Annotated in this window: 13 protein-coding genes and 1 riboswitch; of the genes, 7 read left to right on the top strand and 6 right to left on the bottom strand. The window is 70.8% G+C overall.

Translation table 11 applies throughout. The features are described from left to right. Positions 1-13: 13 nt before the first annotated feature. Positions 14-961 (bottom strand): ferredoxin family protein, encoded by a 948-nt coding sequence (locus tag M4V62_RS12260; protein ID WP_249587294.1) that lies wholly within the window; start codon positions 959-961, stop codon positions 14-16. A 36-nt stretch (positions 962-997) separates the two neighbouring features. Next, a complete protein-coding gene (locus M4V62_RS12255; RefSeq protein ID WP_249587293.1) occupies positions 998-2260 on the bottom strand; it encodes a citrate synthase family protein in 1263 nt (420 codons plus the stop codon). A gap of 128 nt (positions 2261-2388) precedes the next feature. On the opposite strand from M4V62_RS12255, the gene M4V62_RS12250 reads away from it, so the two are divergent. Further along, positions 2389-3564, top strand: a complete 1176-nt coding sequence (locus tag M4V62_RS12250; protein WP_249587292.1) for a citrate synthase/methylcitrate synthase — start codon at positions 2389-2391, stop codon at positions 3562-3564. Between the two features lie 93 nt (positions 3565-3657). Here the strand turns inward: M4V62_RS12250 and M4V62_RS12245 are convergent, their stop codons facing one another. After that, on the bottom strand, positions 3658-3894 hold the full coding sequence (locus tag M4V62_RS12245) for a hypothetical protein (RefSeq protein ID WP_249587291.1): 237 nt from the start codon (positions 3892-3894) through the stop codon (positions 3658-3660). A gap of 172 nt (positions 3895-4066) precedes the next feature. Next, the gene (locus tag M4V62_RS12240) at positions 4067-4621 is read right to left on the bottom strand and encodes a DUF6082 family protein (RefSeq protein WP_249587290.1); all 555 of its coding nucleotides are present in this window, start codon (positions 4619-4621) and stop codon (positions 4067-4069) included. A 321-nt stretch (positions 4622-4942) separates the two neighbouring features. Between M4V62_RS12240 and M4V62_RS12235 the strand changes: the two genes are divergently transcribed. After that, entirely contained in the window at positions 4943-5998 is a 1056-nt protein-coding gene (locus tag M4V62_RS12235) for a CobW family GTP-binding protein (RefSeq protein WP_249587289.1), read from the top strand. Here M4V62_RS12235 and M4V62_RS12230 read toward each other — a convergent pair whose 3' ends face one another. Beyond that, the gene (locus M4V62_RS12230) at positions 5999-8452 is read right to left on the bottom strand and encodes a DNA gyrase/topoisomerase IV subunit A (protein ID WP_249587288.1); all 2454 of its coding nucleotides are present in this window, start codon (positions 8450-8452) and stop codon (positions 5999-6001) included. It lies immediately after the preceding gene. Between the two features lie 213 nt (positions 8453-8665). Here M4V62_RS12230 and M4V62_RS12225 point away from each other — a divergent pair, with 213 nt between their 5' ends. From M4V62_RS12225 to M4V62_RS12210, 4 genes are all read left to right on the top strand, one after another. Continuing rightward, the gene (locus M4V62_RS12225) at positions 8666-10030 is read left to right on the top strand and encodes a M16 family metallopeptidase (RefSeq protein ID WP_249587287.1); all 1365 of its coding nucleotides are present in this window, start codon (positions 8666-8668) and stop codon (positions 10028-10030) included. Next, on the top strand, positions 10027-11412 hold the full coding sequence (locus M4V62_RS12220) for a M16 family metallopeptidase (RefSeq protein ID WP_249587286.1): 1386 nt from the start codon (positions 10027-10029) through the stop codon (positions 11410-11412). Before M4V62_RS12225 ends, M4V62_RS12220 begins: the two co-directional genes overlap by 4 nt. Positions 11413-11621: 209 nt before the next feature. Then, a riboswitch (cyclic di-AMP (ydaO/yuaA leader) is annotated at positions 11622-11785 on the top strand. 12 nt (positions 11786-11797) lie between these two features. Beyond that, positions 11798-12598, top strand: coding sequence for a M23 family metallopeptidase (locus M4V62_RS12215; RefSeq protein WP_249587285.1), 801 nt, complete (start codon positions 11798-11800; stop codon positions 12596-12598). A gap of 215 nt (positions 12599-12813) precedes the next feature. Further along, complete coding sequence (locus tag M4V62_RS12210) at positions 12814-13524, top strand: GntR family transcriptional regulator (protein WP_249587284.1); 711 nt, start codon at positions 12814-12816, stop codon at positions 13522-13524. A 158-nt stretch (positions 13525-13682) separates the two neighbouring features. Here M4V62_RS12210 and M4V62_RS12205 read toward each other — a convergent pair whose 3' ends face one another. After that, positions 13683-13964, bottom strand: a complete 282-nt coding sequence (locus tag M4V62_RS12205) for an HPr family phosphocarrier protein (RefSeq protein ID WP_249587283.1) — start codon at positions 13962-13964, stop codon at positions 13683-13685. A gap of 211 nt (positions 13965-14175) precedes the next feature. Here M4V62_RS12205 and M4V62_RS12200 point away from each other — a divergent pair, with 211 nt between their 5' ends. Beyond that, positions 14176-17028 (top strand): bifunctional acetate--CoA ligase family protein/GNAT family N-acetyltransferase, encoded by a 2853-nt coding sequence (locus M4V62_RS12200; RefSeq protein ID WP_249587282.1) that lies wholly within the window; start codon positions 14176-14178, stop codon positions 17026-17028. The last annotated feature ends 40 nt before the right edge of the window (positions 17029-17068 follow it).

The following is a 17068-nucleotide window of genomic DNA, read 5'->3' as shown; positions in this document are numbered from 1 at the left end:
GGCGACCGGAGGGCTACTCCGAAGTCACTGTGGCGGGGATCTCCTGTCCGGCGTCGTACGTGATCCGCCGCACCGCCACGACATCCATGCGCGCCGGGGCCGCGAGTTCCGCGCCGCAGCTCTCGGGCCGTGGCGGCAGCGAAGCTCCCTGGGCGACCGTCACGCGCCAGTGCCGTCCGTCGGTATGGGCGACCGTCACGTCCCAGCGCGGGGCCGTGCCGTCCGTGTGGACGACGCTCAGGGCCCCCGCGGCGTCCTCGCCCGTCGCGGCGCGCACCGCGAGCTCGGCGGCCTGTCCCGGGCGGTCCCAGGCGGAACTGCCCCGGCAGCCTTCGGTGACGACACGGCCCGTGCGCACGCCCTCGAGGATCTCCTTGACGGCGACCTGTCCGGAGCGGCCGTACGCGTAGCCGTAGGGCAGGACGAGCAGTGTGGGGGAGAAGCGGTGACCACCCAGATGAGTGACTTCCCAGACGCCTTGTTCACCGGATGTGGCGAGCGAGGCGGCCAGCGGCCTGCCCAGGAGGGCGCAGCAGCGGTCGCGCTTGCCGTTCGTGCAGACCAGGGCGAGCGGGGCGCCCGTGTGCGGGGTGCCGAATCCGCCGTGGTCGCCCGCGCCGAGTGCCGCGAAGTCGAGGTCGAGCAGCTCTTCGGGCCTGTCCGTGACGTGGCCGCGCAGCCAGGTGTTGCCGGGCGCGGTGTGGCCCACGTAGACCCGGCGGCGCGCCGGGGCGTGGCTGTCGGCATGGCGGCCGGGGCGGCGGATGAGCGCGATGCGTACGCCCGTTCCCTCGATGGCGGCCTCAAGGGCGCGGCCGATCTCCGGATCCAGGTGGCTCGAAGTGAGCGCTTTGGCGCCCCACGGGCCCGGCTGTTCAAGCAGCAGCCAGGTCCTGGCTGTGGCCGCGGTCCCCGCGAGAGGCTCGTCCAGATCCCGCGAAGCGGTGGCGCACTTACTCACAGAGGTGAGCCTAACCCGCGCCGGGTCTGCGGTGATTCATCCGCCGTCGGGCGCGGGCATCGGCTGGGGCGGGCGCAGCCCTACGTACTGGCCGCTGGGACGCATGCGCAGCGGCCGTTCCCCGTACTCCTCCAGGGCGTGCGCGATCCAGCCGGCCGTGCGCGCCACGGCGAAGAGCGTCTCGCCCGCCTCGGCGGGCATCCCGGACGAGGCGGTCAGGACGGCCAGAGCCAGGTCGACGTTGGCGTGCAGGTCCGTGTGGCGGGCCGTGGTGGCCACCACGTCGCGGGCGGCGGCCAGGGCGGGGCCGGCCTGGGGGATGACCTCCAGGAGGGCGAACAGGGCCTGCGCGCGCGGGTCGTCGCCGGGGTAGAGCCGGTGGCCGAGGCCCGGGACGCGGCGGCCCGCGCGGAGCTCGTCGGCCACCACGGGGGCCGCGCTGCCGCGGTCGAGCACGTCCAGGAGCATGCGGTGCGCGAGGCCGCTGGCGGCGCCGTGCAGGGGGCCCTCCAGGACGCCGAGGCCGGCCGACACCGCCGCGTACGGGTGGGCGCGGGCGGAGGCGGCGACGCGGACGGCGAGCGTCGACGCGGCGAGGTCGTGGTCGACCAGCAGGGCGAGCGCGGTGTCCAGGGCGTGCAGGGAGGCGTCGTGGGGCCGCTGCCCGGACAGCCGTGCCCAGAGCTGGTGGGCCAGGGGGCCACCGTCCCGGTGGGCGCGGCTGACCGGTGGCAGCGCTGTGACGAGGGTGGGGATGAGGGTGCGCGCGGTGCCGATGACGGCTTCTTCGGAGAGGTCGAAGCGGAGCGGGTCGGCTGCGGCGGCGGAGATGGCGGCCACGCGCAGGCGGTCGGTCGGGCCGCTGTGCTCGGGCAGCGCGCTGACGGCGCGGCGTGCGGCGTCAGCGGTCTCCTTGGGGGCGGTGAAGCGGATTCCGGGGCGCATGACGCCGGTCCACAGCCACTCGGCGACCTCTTCGTAGGAGTGCGCCAGGGACAGGTCCGTCGCGTCCACGCCGCGGTAGTAGTAGCGGTCCTTGTCGATGAGTGTGATGCGGGTGCGGACGGAGAGCTCGCTGCTCGCGGAGGTGGCCGCGGGTTCCCGGCGGTTCTTGCGGGCGAGCGACTCGACCTCCTTGGCGTCGAAGGTGCTGCCCCGGGAGCCGGGGCCGCGGCGGCTGCTGAGCTGGCCGCGGCTCACGTAGGCGTACACGGTCTCCGGCTTCACGCCGAGCAGTTCGGCCGCTTCCCGGGTGCTCAGGCGCCGGCCTTCTTTGGGCGTGGCCTCTTGATCCGTCATGGGCATCACCGTATCCATTCCGTCCGATATTGATCCAATCAATATTGACAGGGGTTCAGTCAAGCATGGACAGTCGAATCAAGTCCAGGGAGGAAGGCTCGAGAGAGTCGAGAGAGTCGAGGAAGACCATGCCGATCAATGGCTCCACCACCGCCCCCACCGCCCCCGTGGAGGTCCCCCGCGGGCTCGCGGGCGTCGTCGTGACCGAGACCCGGCTCGGAGACGTCAGGGGATATGAGGGCTTCTACCACTACCGCCAGTACTCGGCCGTCGAGCTCGCGCAGACCCGCAGCTTCGAGGACGTCTGGCACCTGATGTTCCACGGCGCGCTGCCGGACGCCGAGCAGCGGTCCGCCTTCGCCGCGCGGACCGCGCCCCTGCGCAGGCTGCCCGACGAGGTGCGCGCCGCGCTGCCCGCCATAGCCCGCGCCAGCGCCCTGTCGGGGCCGCTGTCCGGACTGCGTACGGCGCTGTCGCTCTTCGGTGCGGCGAAGGGCTTCCGTCCGGTCTACGACATCGACGGCGACCAGCGTCGCGCCGATGCGCTCGCCGCGTCCGCCGTGGTGCCGACGCTGCTCACGGCGCTGTACCGCCTGGGGCAGGGGCTCGACCCCGTGGAGCCGCGCGACGACTTGTCGTACGCGGCCAACTACCTCTACATGCTGACGGGTTCGGAGCCGGAACCCGAGCGTGCGCGGGCGATCGAGCAGTACTTGATCTCAACCATTGATCACGGCTTCAACGCGTCGACGTTCACGGCTCGTGTGATCACCTCGACCGGTGCGGATGTCGCGGCCTGTCTGGTGGGTGCCGTGGGGGCGCTGTCGGGCCCGCTGCACGGCGGGGCGCCGAGCCGCGCGCTCGACACGCTCGATGCCATCGGTACGCCCGACCGCATCGACGGCTGGATCCGCGAGCGGGTCCTCGCGGGGGACCGCATCATGGGCTTCGGCCACCCCGTCTACCGCACGGAGGACCCGCGTTCGCGCATGCTGCGGGGCATCGCGCAGGAATTCGGCGGCCGGATGGTGGAGTTCGCGGTGGAGGTCGAACGCCAGGTCGAGACGATCCTCGCCGAACTGAAACCGGGCCGCGAGCTGCACACCAACGTGGAGTTCTACGCGGGAGTCGTCATGGAACTGTGCGGCCTGCCGCGCGAGATGTTCACGCCTACGTTTGCCGCGGCGCGGGTGGTGGGCTGGGGCGCGAACGTCCTTGAGCAGGCGGAGGACTCGAAGATCATTCGCCCTGCGGCGCGGTATGTGGGGGAGGCGGCGCCACAAGCGGTGCCGGCGGTCCTCTAGAGGGTGCGGCCGACGGTCCTCTAGAGGGGGCGGCATACGAAACGGGCTCGGCTCCTGGAGCGACCGAGCCCGTCCGGCGTACGCCAACTGACGTCAGGCGTCAGGGATGTCGCCCTTGGCGCGAACCAGCGTGTCGCGGCTCACGATCACGATGCGTTCGTAGTCCGCCCGCGAGGCGTCGGGCGGGAGTTCTTTCTCGAGCGCCGCTGTTGCTTCTGTCCCGATGACAGCGAAGTTTCCATCGCTGAGTTCGAATACATCGGGACATGACTGTCCTGAGGTGCTTCCCCGCTGCTGGGGAGAGGCACCGATGCGGCGCACGATCTTCAACGGTATTCCAGTCTTAGGAGCGGCGGAGAGGGGAAGCGCAGCCTGAGGCGTGGCAGAGGTTTGAGCAGTGCCGTTCTGGGGCATGTCGCGCGCGCCTACCTTAGGGACTGGTGCTGCCTGAGACAAACTTGGCCGACCGCCCGCGTGGCGCCCTCCCGTCACCCAACTGGGGCTATTCGCAAGGAGGTTCGCCGACGACCCACCATTCGTCGGTATCCGCTTCCTCGAGATCCTGGACGAGCTTGTCGACCATTCGCCCCAGACGGGCCTCGTCAGAAGCGTCCAGCAGGCTGGCCCGGTGCGGCCGTGTGGCTTTCCAGTAGTTACGGAAGGTCGGGTTCTGGCAGATCAGGCGCAGATGGCCGTGCGCCTCTTCCCAGCTGATGTTGCCGACGCGCCAGAACATCAGTGCGTTGGTGTACACCGCGTTGGCGAACAGGTACTGCCGGAGTGTTCTGGGGTCGAGCGTCACGTCGAAGGTGTCCAGGACAGACGCCAGGTCGGGGTCGTCCATCGCCTTGCTGAGCATGTCGAACTGCAGTCGCTGTTGCGCGATCAGGTTGGCGTTGTGCTGGTGGTCGGACTGTTCCGTGCGCGCGAGTCGCAGCCGCAGCGGCCCGTGCTTGCGTTGCTGAGCGGTCAGGACCGTCAGAGCCCCGACGGTGAAAGCAAGGCCCGCGACGGCTGCGGACCCCAACCCCCGTATCCCAAATTTCTGTGTGGCCATGTCAACCCCCGAATCGGCGACCGTCCGCCGGTCGTCGGATGCGGGTCGACAGGAAGAGGACCGGCGAGCGATGGGCGGCGCGCTTGCCGCCTTCCAGGATGCCGAGCGGCTCTGATCGGCAGGGAGGCGGAGAGGAGGCGCACGGAAGGCAGCTGCGGTCGCATGTCCCGGCGCCGTGCCCAATGTGTGCCCCGCCTGCGCCGCTAACAATCGTTCACTTCGCGGTGTTTCTACGCGCTCGTATCCTGGGGCAGCATTCATTCGTCGTACGAGAGCTGGCGCCCGCGCCGGTGCACGCGTCAGTGTGAAAGGGGTCGCACGTTGACTCAGCCGTGTGCCGGGCAAATCCCGGTCGTCGTCCTGACCGGCTTCCTGGGTTCCGGTAAGACGACCCTGCTCAATCATCTGCTCCACCGCAGCGGCGGCAGCCGGATCGGTGCCATCGTCAACGACTTCGGGTCCATCGAGATCGATGCCATGTCCGTCGCCGGGCAGCTCGGTGACTCGACCGTCTCGCTCGGCAACGGGTGTCTTTGCTGTGCCGTGGATGCCGGCGAACTCGACGAGTATCTGGAGCGACTCGCTCGGCCCTCCGCTCGCATCGACGTCATCGTCGTCGAGGCCAGTGGTCTCGCCGAGCCGCAGGAGCTCGTGAAGATGGTGCTCGCCAGCGAGAATCCGCACATCGTGTACGGAGGGCTCGTCGAGGTCGTCGATGCCGCTGAGTTCGACGCGACCCGCGAGCGGCATCCCGAAGTCGACCGGCATCTGGGGATCGCCGATCTCGTCGTCGTCAACAAGGTCGATCGCGTTCCCGACGCGGAGCGAGAGCGGATTCTCGGCGTCGTCCGGGGGTTCACCGACCGTGCGGCCGTCGTCGCCGCGTCGTACGGACGCGTCGACGTCGAGCTGCTTCTCGACCGCAAGCCCGTGGGGGAGCGGGTCGGGCAGCTGTCCTTCGACGACCTGCATCACCATGAGCCGGATGACGCGCACCACGACCACCTGCACTCCGCCTACGAGAGCCTCTCCTTCTCCTCCGAAGTGCCCATGAGCCCCCGCCCCTTGATGGCTCTCCTCGACAGTCGGCCCGAAGGGCTCTACCGCATCAAGGGGTACGTCGATTTCGGCGCCGCCGACCCGCGCAACAAGTACGCCGTGCACGCCGTGGGGCGGTTCCTGCGCTTCTACCCCGAGCCGTGGGCCCCGGGCGAGTCCCGGCTCACCCAGCTCGTGCTCATCGGGGCGGGCATCGACGTACCCGCCTTGGAGAAAGAGCTCGAGGCGTGCCGTGAGTACGCCCCACAGGCCGGTGCCGAAGACGAGCACAGCATGTGGGGCGTACTGAGGTACGTACAGGAGCCGGAGGGCGACTGATTACGCCGGGCCGGCCACCGCCGCCACCGGCTTCGCCAGGGAGACGCCCGAGCCGTCGCGGCGCGGGTCGATCTCCGGCAGCTCCGCGGGCAGGCCACTGCGCTGGGCCGCGAGCGGCGGCGTCGGGCCCGCCCACGCGAAGCTCAGGCAATCTTCTCCCTTGAGGAAACGCTGGACGCGAACTCCGCCCGTGGCCCGGCCCTTGCGGGGGTACTGGTCGAACGGCGTCACCTTGGCCGTCGTCTGCACCGAGTCGTCGAGCGTGCCGCGCGAGCCCGCCACCGTGAAGACCACGGCGTCCACGGCGGGATCCACCGCCACGAAGGAGATGACCTTGACGCCGTCCGCGAGCTTGATGCCCGTCATGCCGCCCGCCGGGCGGCCCTGCGGACGGACCTGCGAGGCCTGATAGCGGAGCAGCTGGGCGTCGTCCGTGATGAAGACCAGGTCCTCCTCGCCCGTGCGCAGCTCGGCCGCGCCGACGATCCGGTCACCGTCCTTGAGGGTGATGACCTCCAACTCGTCCTTGTTGGACGGGTAGTCCGGGACGACGCGCTTGACCACGCCCTGTTCGGTGCCGAGGGCGAGGCCCGGCGATGACTCGTCCAGGGTCATCAGGCAGATCAGGCTCTCGTCCGCCTCCAGGGAGAGCAGCTCCGAGACCGGCGCGCCTCCGGAGAGGTTCGGCGCCGCATGCGTCTCCGGAAGCTGCGGCAGGTCCACCACGGAGAGGCGAAGGAGACGTCCCTCGGACGTCACCGCGCCCACCTCGCCCCGCGCGGTCGCGGGGACGGCGGAGACGATCACGTCGTGCTTGACGCGCTTGGTGTCGCTCTCGGCGAACGGCTCGCCGTTGGCCGTCCGCGCGAGGAGGCCGGTCGAGGAGAGGAGCACGCGGCACGGGTCGTCCGCCACCTGCAGCGAGACCGTGGGCGCCGGGGTGCCCGCCGACTCCAGGAGGACCGTGCGCCGGTCCGTGCCGAACTTCTTGGCCACGGCGGCCAGTTCGGCGGAGACCAGCTTGCGCAGCTCCGCGTCCGACTCCAGGATCCGGGTCAGCTCGTCGATCTCGGCCTTGAGCTTGTCGCGCTCGGACTCCAGCTCGATGCGGTCGAACTTGGTGAGGCGGCGCAGCGGCGTGTCGAGGATGTACTGCGTCTGGATCTCGCTCAGCGAGAAGCGCTCCATCAGGCGATCCTTGGCCTGCGCGGAGTTGTCGCTGGAGCGGATGAGGCGGATGACCTCGTCGATGTCCAGGAGTGCGACCAGAAGCCCCTCGACCAGGTGCAGCCTGGCCTGCTTCTTGCCGCGGCGGAACTCGCTGCGGCGGCGCACGACGTTGAAGCGGTGGTCGAGATAGACCTCGAGGAGCTCCTTGAGGCCGAGCGTGAGGGGCTGGCCGTCCACCAGAGCGACGTTGTTGATGCCGAAGGACTCCTCCATCGGCGTCAGTTTGTAGAGCTGCTCCAGGACGGCCTCCGGGACGAAGCCGTTCTTGATCTCGATGACCAGGCGCAAGCCGTGCGAGCGGTCCGTGAGGTCCTTGACGTCGGCGATGCCCTGGAGCTTCTTCGAGCCGACCAGGTCCTTGATCTTCGAGATGACCTTCTCGGGGCCCACGGAGAAGGGCAGTTCGGTCACGACCAGGCCCTTGCGGCGCGCGGTCACGTTCTCGACGGCCACCGTCGCGCGGATCTTGAAGGTGCCGCGCCCTGATTCGTACGCGTCCTTGACCCCGGTCAGGCCGACGATGCGGCCCCCCGTGGGCAGGTCAGGGCCCGGCACGAAACGCATCAGCGTCTCCAGGTCGGCCCCGGGGTGCTTGATCAGGTGGCGGGCCGCGGCGATGACCTCGCCGAGGTTGTGCGGCGGCATGTTCGTCGCCATGCCGACGGCGATGCCCGACGCGCCGTTGACCAGGAGGTTCGGATAGGCCGCAGGCAGGGTGACCGGCTCCTGCTCCTGACCGTCGTAATTCGACTCGAAGTCGACTGTGTTCTCGTCGATCGACTCCGTCATCAGGGAGGTCGCGTCGGCCATCTTGCACTCGGTGTACCGCATGGCGGCCGGCGGGTCGTCGTTGCCGAGCGAGCCGAAGTTGCCGTGGCCGTCCACCAGCGGAAGCCGCATGGAGAAGGGCTGGGCCATGCGCACGAGGGCGTCGTAGATCGACGCGTCGCCGTGCGGGTGCAACTTACCCATGACCTCGCCGACGACGCGGGCGCACTTCACATAGCCGCGGTCGGGGCGCAGGCCCATCTCGCTCATCTGATAGACGATCCGGCGGTGCACCGGCTTCATGCCGTCGCGGGCGTCCGGCAGGGCGCGCGAGTAGATGACCGAATACGCGTACTCGAGGAAGGAGCCCTGCATCTCGTCGACGACGTCGATGTCGAGGATCTTCTCCTCGAACGACTCGTCGGGCGGCGGGGTCTTCGTGCTGCGGCGGGCCATCGCTGCTGCGGCTCCTTCACGGTGTCTGCCAGGGCATCAACGGGATCTGACGCCGACCATTGTGGACTGTCCCACTGACAACGCCGACCACGACCCGGACTTCGGCCGCGACTACGCCGAGCGCGGAGCGGGAACTTCACCGGTTGTCAGCACGCTTGCATACAGTGGCACGACTGGCAGAATTTCCAGCTTTTCGCGATCGAAGGGACGTACATGCCCATGGGTCACACGGCCACAGCCGAGGCCGGCTCCGGCGGCCTGACAGCGACCGAGCACCGGCTGGCCAACGGCCTGCGCGTGGTGCTCTCCGAGGACCACCTGACCCCGGTCGCCGCGGTGTGCCTCTGGTACGACGTCGGTTCGCGCCACGAGGTCAAGGGCCGTACGGGCCTCGCCCACCTCTTCGAGCACCTCATGTTCCAGGGCTCGAAGCAGGTGCACGGCAACGGCCACTTCGAGCTGGTGCAAGGCGCCGGCGGTTCGCTCAACGGCACCACGAGCTTCGAGCGCACCAACTATTTCGAGACGATGCCCACACACCAGCTGGAGCTGGCCCTGTGGCTCGAGGCCGACCGGATGGGCTCGCTGCTCTCCGCGCTCGACGAAGAATCCATGGAGAACCAGCGGGACGTCGTCAAGAACGAGCGCCGCCAGCGCTACGACAACGTTCCGTACGGCACGGCGTTCGAGAAGCTGACCGCCCTCTCGTACCCCGAGGGCCACCCCTACCACCACACCCCGATCGGCTCCATGGCCGACCTGGACGCGGCGACGCTGGAGGACGCGCGGAACTTCTTCCGTACGTACTACGCGCCCAACAACGCGGTCCTGTCGGTCGTCGGCGACATCGACCCGCAGGAGACCCTCGCCTGGGTCGAGAAGTACTTCGGGTCCATCCCCTCGCACGACGGCAAGCAGCCGCCGCGCGACGGCTCGCTGCCCGACACGATCGGCAAGGAGCTGCGCGAGGTCGTCGAGGAAGAGGTCCCGGCCCGCGCCCTGATGGCCGCCTACCGCCTCCCGGAGGACGGCACGCGCGCGTGCGACGCGGCCGACCTGGCGCTCACGGTCCTCGGCAGCGGCGAGTCCTCCCGGCTCTACAACCGCCTCGTGCGCCGCGACCGCACCGCGGTGGCGGCCGGGTTCGGCCTGCTGCGCCTGGCCGGAGCGCCCTCGCTCGGCTGGCTCGACGTGAAGACGTCCGGCGACGTCGAGGTCCCCGTCATCGAGGCGGCCGTCGACGAGGAGCTCGCCCGCTTCGCGGAAGAGGGCCCCACCGCCGAGGAGATGGAGCGCGCCCAGGCACAGCTGGAGCGCGAGTGGCTCGACCGGCTCTCCACGGTGGCGGGACGCGCGGACGAACTGTGCCGGTACGCCGTCCTGTTCGGCGACCCGCAGCTCGCCCTCACCGCCGTCGGGCGCGTGCTCGACGTCACCGCGGAAGAGGTCAAGGCGGCCGCGGCGGCCCGCCTGCGCCCCGACAACCGCGCGGTGCTCGTGTACGAGCCCATCGACGACTCAGCCGCCACAGCCGGTGCCGAAGCCACCGACGAGGACGAAGAGGAGGCGGCGAAGTGACCGAGGCCGCAACGATGCAGTTCCACCCGCAGCCCCAGGCGGGCACCGCACGGCCGTGGGCCTTCCCCGCGCCCGAGCGCGCCACCCTGGACAACGGCCTCACCGTGCTGCGCTGCCACCGCCCCGGCCAGCAGGTCGTCGCCGTGGAGATCCACCTGGAGGCGCCGCTCGACGCCGAGCCCGCCGGCCTCGACGGCGTCGCCACGATCATGGCGAGGGCCTTCAACGAAGGCACCGACAAGCACTCCGCCGAGGACTTCGCCGCCGAACTCGACCGCTGCGGCGCCAGCATGGACGCGCACGCCGACCACCCCGGCGTCCGCGTCTCCCTCGAAGTCCCGGTCTCCCGCCTCCCGAAGGCGCTCGGCCTGCTCTCCGACGCCCTGCGCGCCCCCGCCTTCGCGGACAGCGAGATCGAACGCCTCGTACGCAACCGCCTGGACGAGATCCCGCACGAGGCCGCCAACCCGGCGCGCCGCGCCGCCAAGGAACTCTCCCGGCAGCTGTTCCCGGCCACCTCGCGCATGTCGCGCCCCCGCCAGGGCACCGAGGAGACGGTCACGGCCATCGACTCGGCGGCGGTGCGCACCTTCTACGAGAAGCATGTGCGTCCCGCCACGGCGACCGCCGTCGTCGTGGGCGACCTGACCGGCGTCGACCTGGACGCCGTCCTGGCCGACACCGTCGGCGCCTGGACAGGTGGCACGGCCGAGCCGCGCCCGGTGCCCCCGGTGACCGCCGACGACACCGGGCGTGTCGTCATCGTGGACCGCCCCGGCGCCGTCCAGACGCAGCTGCTCATCGGCCGCGTGGGACCGGACCGGCACGACCGCGTCTGGCCCGCGCAGGTGCTCGGCACGTACTGCCTGGGTGGCACCCTCACCTCGCGCCTGGACCGCGTCCTGCGCGAGGAGAAGGGATACACCTACGGAGTGCGGTCTTTCGCCCAGGTCCTGCGGTCCGCCCCGGACGGCACGGGCGCCGCGATGCTCGCCATCAGCGGCTCCGTGGACACGGAGTCCACGGGCCCGGCCCTCGACGACCTGTGGAAGGTCCTGCGCACCCTCGCCGCCGACGGCCTCACGGACGCCGAGCGCGATGTCGCCGTGCAGAACCTGGTGGGCGTGGCCCCGCTCAAGTACGAGATGGCGGCGTCCGTCGCGGCCACGCTCGCCGACCAGGTCGAGCAGCACCTGCCGGACGACTTCCAGGCGCAGCTCTACCGCCAGTTGGCCGCGACCGGCACCGTGGAGGCCACCGCCGCCGTGGTGAGTGCCTTCCCCGTGGACCGGCTGGTGACGGTGCTCGTCGGTGACGCCGCGCAGATCGAGGAGCCCGTCAGGGCGCTCGGCATCGGTGAAGTGAGTGTGGTCACGGGCTGAGTGCGGCCTGAGTGACAGTCAGGACATATCGGGACCCCAGGGGCCGAAATCGGCCCCTGGGGTCCTCATATGTCCGAATTGGTATGGAGGTTACGTGTCTGACCTGTGGCGTGCGCTACAAAAGTGTTGATCCGTTTGTCGATTGAAAGATGCCCCGCTTAGCGTTCGGTCCGGCTGTTCGTCATGCAGTACGCCGCACCCGCGGCACCGGACAGTCATCGCCGAGTCCCCGTACGGCGCGAGCCAGGGGAGCCGGGGACCCACATGTCCCCTTGGGGTGAATCGGGCACCTTGCCGCAAGGCGAGGGACTCGTAGGAGACCTTCCTGCTCCGAACCCGTCAGCTAACCCGGTAGGCGAGAAGGAAGGAAAGGATCAGCCGCTTCATGGCGTTCACCCGTGCCACCGGGAAGCACCGTCGCCCGAGCCGCCTCACGCGTACCACCGCGAACGTGGCGGGCGTCGCAGCCCTCACCACCACCGGTGTCATCGGAGGCCTGGCCGCTCCGGCGCTCGCCGCCGACGACGCGGCCCTTGAGCACACCGGCCTCACCCAGGCGATCTCCGTCGGCGACACGCTCGCCCAGAGCATCGACGCGCAGGCCGCGGCCCAGCAGCAGGCCGCCGACGACGCCGCAGCCGCCAAGAAGGCCGAAGAGGCCGCCAAGAAGAAGGCCGAGGAGGCCAAGCGCAAGGCGGAGGCCGAGGCGAAGGCCAAGGCCAAGAAGGAGCGCGAGGCCAAGGAGCGCGCCGCTCGCGAGGCCGAGCGCAAGCGCCTCAACAGCTACGTCTCCCCGATCGCCGGCTCGTACGTCTCCACGGGCTACCAGACCGGCGGCGCCATGTGGTCCTCCGGCAGCCACACCGGCATCGACTTCCACGCCGCGTCCGGCACCTCGGTCCACGCGGTCGGCTCCGGCACCGTCGTCGAGGCCGGCTGGGGCGGCGCCTACGGCAACAACGTGGTCATCAAGATGAACGACGGCACGTACACCCAGTACGGCCACATGTCGTCCCTCGGTGTCACCGTCGGCCAGGCGGTCACTCCGGGCCAGCAGATAGGCCTCTCCGGCTCCACGGGCAACTCCAGCGGCCCGCACCTGCACTTCGAGGCCCGCACCGGCGAGGACTACGGCACGGACATCGACCCGATCGCCTACCTCCGCTCGCACGACGTCAACGTCTGATCCGGTCCGGACCCAGGCGGTCGCACGAAGCGCACCTGATTCACCGAAAGCCCCGGCTCGTCGAGAGCCGGGGCTTTCGCCGTTCCCGCCTCGCCTTTGGCCAAAAGTATCCATGGATTTCGGCCGACCGTCGGAAATTCAGCCGCTCTGCAATAGAGTCACTGAAAAGGCGTCGATCGACCGCGTTTCGCGGGGATTAAGGCGGAGGTCAGGTCATGCGCATTCCCGCGCACTCGGTGTGCACGGCCATCCGGGACGACATCGTCTCCGGTGTCTACGAACGGGGCGGCCGGCTCACCGAGGAACTGCTCGCCCGCCGCTACGGGGTCTCCCGCGTCCCCGTGCGCGAGGCACTGCGCACCCTGGAGGCCGAGGGCTTCGTCGTCACACGGCGGCACGCGGGCGCGTGCGTCGCCGAGCCGACCGAACAGGAGGCGGCCGACCTCCTGGAGATCCGCACGCTCCTGGAGCCGCTGGGCGCCGCCCGCGCCGCACAGCGCCGCACGGAGGCTCACCTGAAGGTCCTGCGCGGCCTCGTCAGGTTGGGCCAGGAGCGCTCCAGGCGCGGTCAGAGCGAGGATCTGCGCTCGCTGGGCGGCTGGTTCCACGAGACGCTCGCCCAGTCGTCCGGCAGCCCCGGCCTCACGGCGCTGCTCACCCAGCTCCGGCACAAGATCGCCTGGATGTACGTGGTCGAGACGTCGGCAGCCCCCGTTGAGGCCTGGGCGGAGCACGCCGCGATCGTCGACGCGGTGGCGCGCGGGGACGCGGAGCGGGCCAGGTCGCTCACCGCGGCCCACACGGAGCGGTCGACGGCCGTGCACCGGCTGCGCGCTCCTTCGCGAGCTGATCGGGGCCGCGATCGCGACCGTGATCGTGTGAGGGATTCGCAACATGCCGTAAACACGGTGGGCCTCCGGCATTAACAGAGGCGCCGTATACAAAGAAGTGTTATTCGGCGGGGGATTATTTCTGCTGCCCGAATGTGGCGGGAGTTCTGGATATTCGCTGAATGTGAGCAGAAACGCCGAAGGGCCCGCCCCTAATTCGGGCGGGCCCTTCGGCGTATGAGTGCCAGTCTTTACTAGACGGTCTCGGGGAGTTCCTCGAGGCCGTCCGCGACCAGCTTCGCCAGACGGTCGAGAGCGGCGTCCGCGCCCTCGGCGTCGGAGGCGAGGACGATCTCCTCGCCGCCCTGCGCGCCCAGGCCGAGCACGGCGAGCATGGAGCCGGCGTTCACGGGGTTGCCGTCAGCCTTGGCGATCGTCACGGGGACGCCGGCGGCGGTGGCCGCGCGGACGAAGATGGAGGCGGGTCGGGCGTGGAGGCCCTCGGCCCAGCCGACGTTGACGCGGCGCTCAGCCATGTGTTGCTGCCCTTCCAGGTGTTTCACACTTGTCTAGACCAGTGTCTCATGCCGTCGCGAGTGCTCCGCGGGACGTCGGTCCGCACCCGGTCGACGGTTGGTCCGTACTCCGTCGACCGTACGTCCTTGTGCCACGGGGCCCACGTCCCGGCCCTCGACGACTCCTAGCCTGCCCCGGCCGCGGCGCCCCCGCGACCCGTACCCTGGCCCCATGCAGACCCCGTCGGACCGGCACGCATACCCCTCCCACTGGGAAGCCGATGTCGTCCTGCGTGACGGAGGCACCGCCCGGATCAGGCCGATCACGGCCGAGGACGCGGACCGCCTGGTCAGCTTCTACGAGCAGGTCTCGGACGAGTCGAAGTACTACCGCTTCTTCGCGCCCTACCCCCGCCTGTCCGCCAAGGACGTGCACCGCTTCACCCATCACGACCAGGTGGACCGGGTCGGTCTGGCCGCCACCGTGGGCGGCGAGTTCATCGCCACCGTGCGCTTCGACCGCATCGACTCCCGCGGCATGTCCGCGAGCGCGCCCGCCGACGAGGCCGAGGTCGCCTTCCTCGTGCAGGACGCCCACCAGGGCAGGGGCGTCGCCTCCACGCTCCTCGAACACATCGCCGCCGTCGCCAGGGAGCGGGGCATCCGCCGCTTCGTCGCCGAGGTGCTGCCCGCCAACACCAAGATGATCAAGGTGTTCACGGACGCGGGCTACCAGCAGAAGCGCAGCTTCGAGGACGGCGTCGTCCGCCTCGAATTCGATCTGGAGCCGACCGACCGCTCGCTCGCCGTGCAGCGCGCCCGTGAGCAGCGCGCCGAGGCGCGGTCGGTGCAGCGGCTGCTCACACCGGCGTCGGTCGCCGTGATCGGCGTCGGGCGCACGCCGGGCGGCGTGGGCCGCAGCGTCCTGCGCAATCTGCGCGAGGCGGGCTTCACGGGGCGGCTGTACGCGGTGAACAGCGCGTTCGACGAGGGGGCCGAGGTCGACGGGGTGCCCGCGTACCGCTCCGTGCGGGACATCGACGAGACCGTCGAGCTCGCCGTCGTGACCGTGCCCGCCGAGCGGGTGCCGCAGGCCGTCGCCGAGTGCGGTGAGCGCGGGGTGCTCGGGCTCGTCGTGATCTCCGCCGGGTACGCGGAGAGCGGTCCCGAAGGGCGGGAGCGGCAGCGCGAACTGGTGCGCCAGGCGCGGTCGTACGGCACGCGCATCCTCGGCCCGAACGCCTTCGGGGTCATCAATACGTCGCCGGACGTGCGGCTCAACGCCTCGCTCGCCCCGCATCCCCCCGAGCGCGGGCGGATCGGCCTCTTCACCCAGTCCGGCGCGATCGGCATCGCGCTCCTCTCCGGGCTGCACCGGCGCGGTGCGGGCCTTTCGACCTTCGTGAGCGCGGGCAACCGCGCGGACGTGTCCGGCAACGACGTCCTCCAGTACTGGTACGAGGACCCGGACACCGATGTCGCCCTGATGTACCTCGAATCCATCGGCAACCCGCGCAAGTTCACCCGGCTCGCCCGGCGCGCGGCGACGGCGAAGCCGCTGGTCGTGGTGCAGGGCGCGCGGCACAGCGGGATCGCGCCCACGGGGCACACGGTGCAGGCCACGCGGCTTCCGTACGCCACGGTGTCGGCGCTGCTGCGCCAGGCGGGGGTCATCCGGGTGGACACCGTCACCGAGATGGTGGACGCGGGGCTGCTGCTCGCCGGGCAGCCGTTGCCCTCCGGGCCGCGGGTCGCCGTCCTCGGCAACTCCGAGTCGCTCGGGCTTCTCACGTACGACGCGTGCGTCGCCGACGGGCTCCGGCCGCTGCCGCCCCTGGACCTGACCACGGGGGCCACCCCGGACGACTTCCGGGCCGCGCTCGCCGATGCGCTGTCGGACGACGCCTGCGACGCCGTGATCGTCACGGCGATTCCCTGGGTGGGGGAGGACGGGGCCACGGGGTCGCCCGAGGGCGAGGAGCTCGCCGCCGCGCTGCGGGAGGCGGCTGCCGGCTGCCCCGCGAAGCCGGTGGCCGTGGTCCACGTGGAACTCGGCGGCCTCGCCGAAGCGTTGGCTGCCGCGACGCGTACTCGCCCTGACGCCGCCTCTGCTTCCGCAGGCCCCCATCGCCCCGCGGGACGCACGCTCACAGCAACGCCGACGGAGGGCGCGCACGCAGCACAGGCGCCCACAGAAACCGCGGCAGGAGAGGCCTACCGCATCCCCGCCTACCCCGCCGCAGAGCGTGCCGTCCGTGCCCTCGCCGAAGCCGTGAAGTACGCCCAGTGGCGGCGCGAGGCCAGGGAGCCCGGGAAGGTCCATGAGTACGAGGACATCGACGAGAGCGGTGCCGCCCGGCGGATCGGCGAGCTCCTCGTCGAGCAGGACGACCCGCGCGGCGCCACCCTCGCCCAGGACGACGCCCGCGAACTGCTCGGGCGGTACGGCATCGACGTACGGGACGCCCGGCCCGCGCCCGACCCCGACGCGGCCGTGGCGGCCGCCCACACCCTCGGCTACCCCGTGGCCCTCAAGACCACGGCCCCGCACCTGCGCCACCGCGCCGACCTCGGCGGCGTGCGGCTCGACCTGGCGGACGAGGAGCAACTGCGCCGCGCCTACGCCGAATTGACCGAAGCCTTCGGCAAGCCCGCCGAGCTGCGGCCCGTCGTGCAGGCGATGGCACCCCGCGGCGTCGACACCGTCGTCCGCGCGGTCATCGACCCGGCGGCCGGAGCGGTGCTCTCGTTCGGGCTCGCCGGCGCCGCGTCCGAGCTGCTCGGCGACACCGGGCACCGGCTGATCCCGGTCACCGAGCGCGACGCGGGCTCCCTGGTCAGATCCATCCGGACCGCCCCGCTCCTCTTCGGCTGGCGCGGCTCGGCGCCCGTGGACACCCCGGCCCTGGAGGAGCTGCTCCAGCGGGTCTCGCGCCTCGTGGACGATCACCCCGAGGTGGTCGCCGTGTCCCTGGAACCCGTGGTCGTCGCCCAGCGCGGCCTCTCCGTGCTCGGCGCCTCCGTGCGGCTCGCACCCCCGCCCGCCCGCAGCGACCTCGGCCCGCGGGCCCTGCCGGGGTACTGAGGCGGCCGGTGGGGCACCGTGGGGCCTCCGCCGGGTCGTA

Source organism: Streptomyces durmitorensis, from assembly GCF_023498005.1.
Taxonomy (GTDB): domain Bacteria; phylum Actinomycetota; class Actinomycetes; order Streptomycetales; family Streptomycetaceae; genus Streptomyces; species Streptomyces durmitorensis.
Note: the sequence above shows the minus strand (reverse complement) of the source record. Positions and strands in the feature narration are given on the sequence as shown.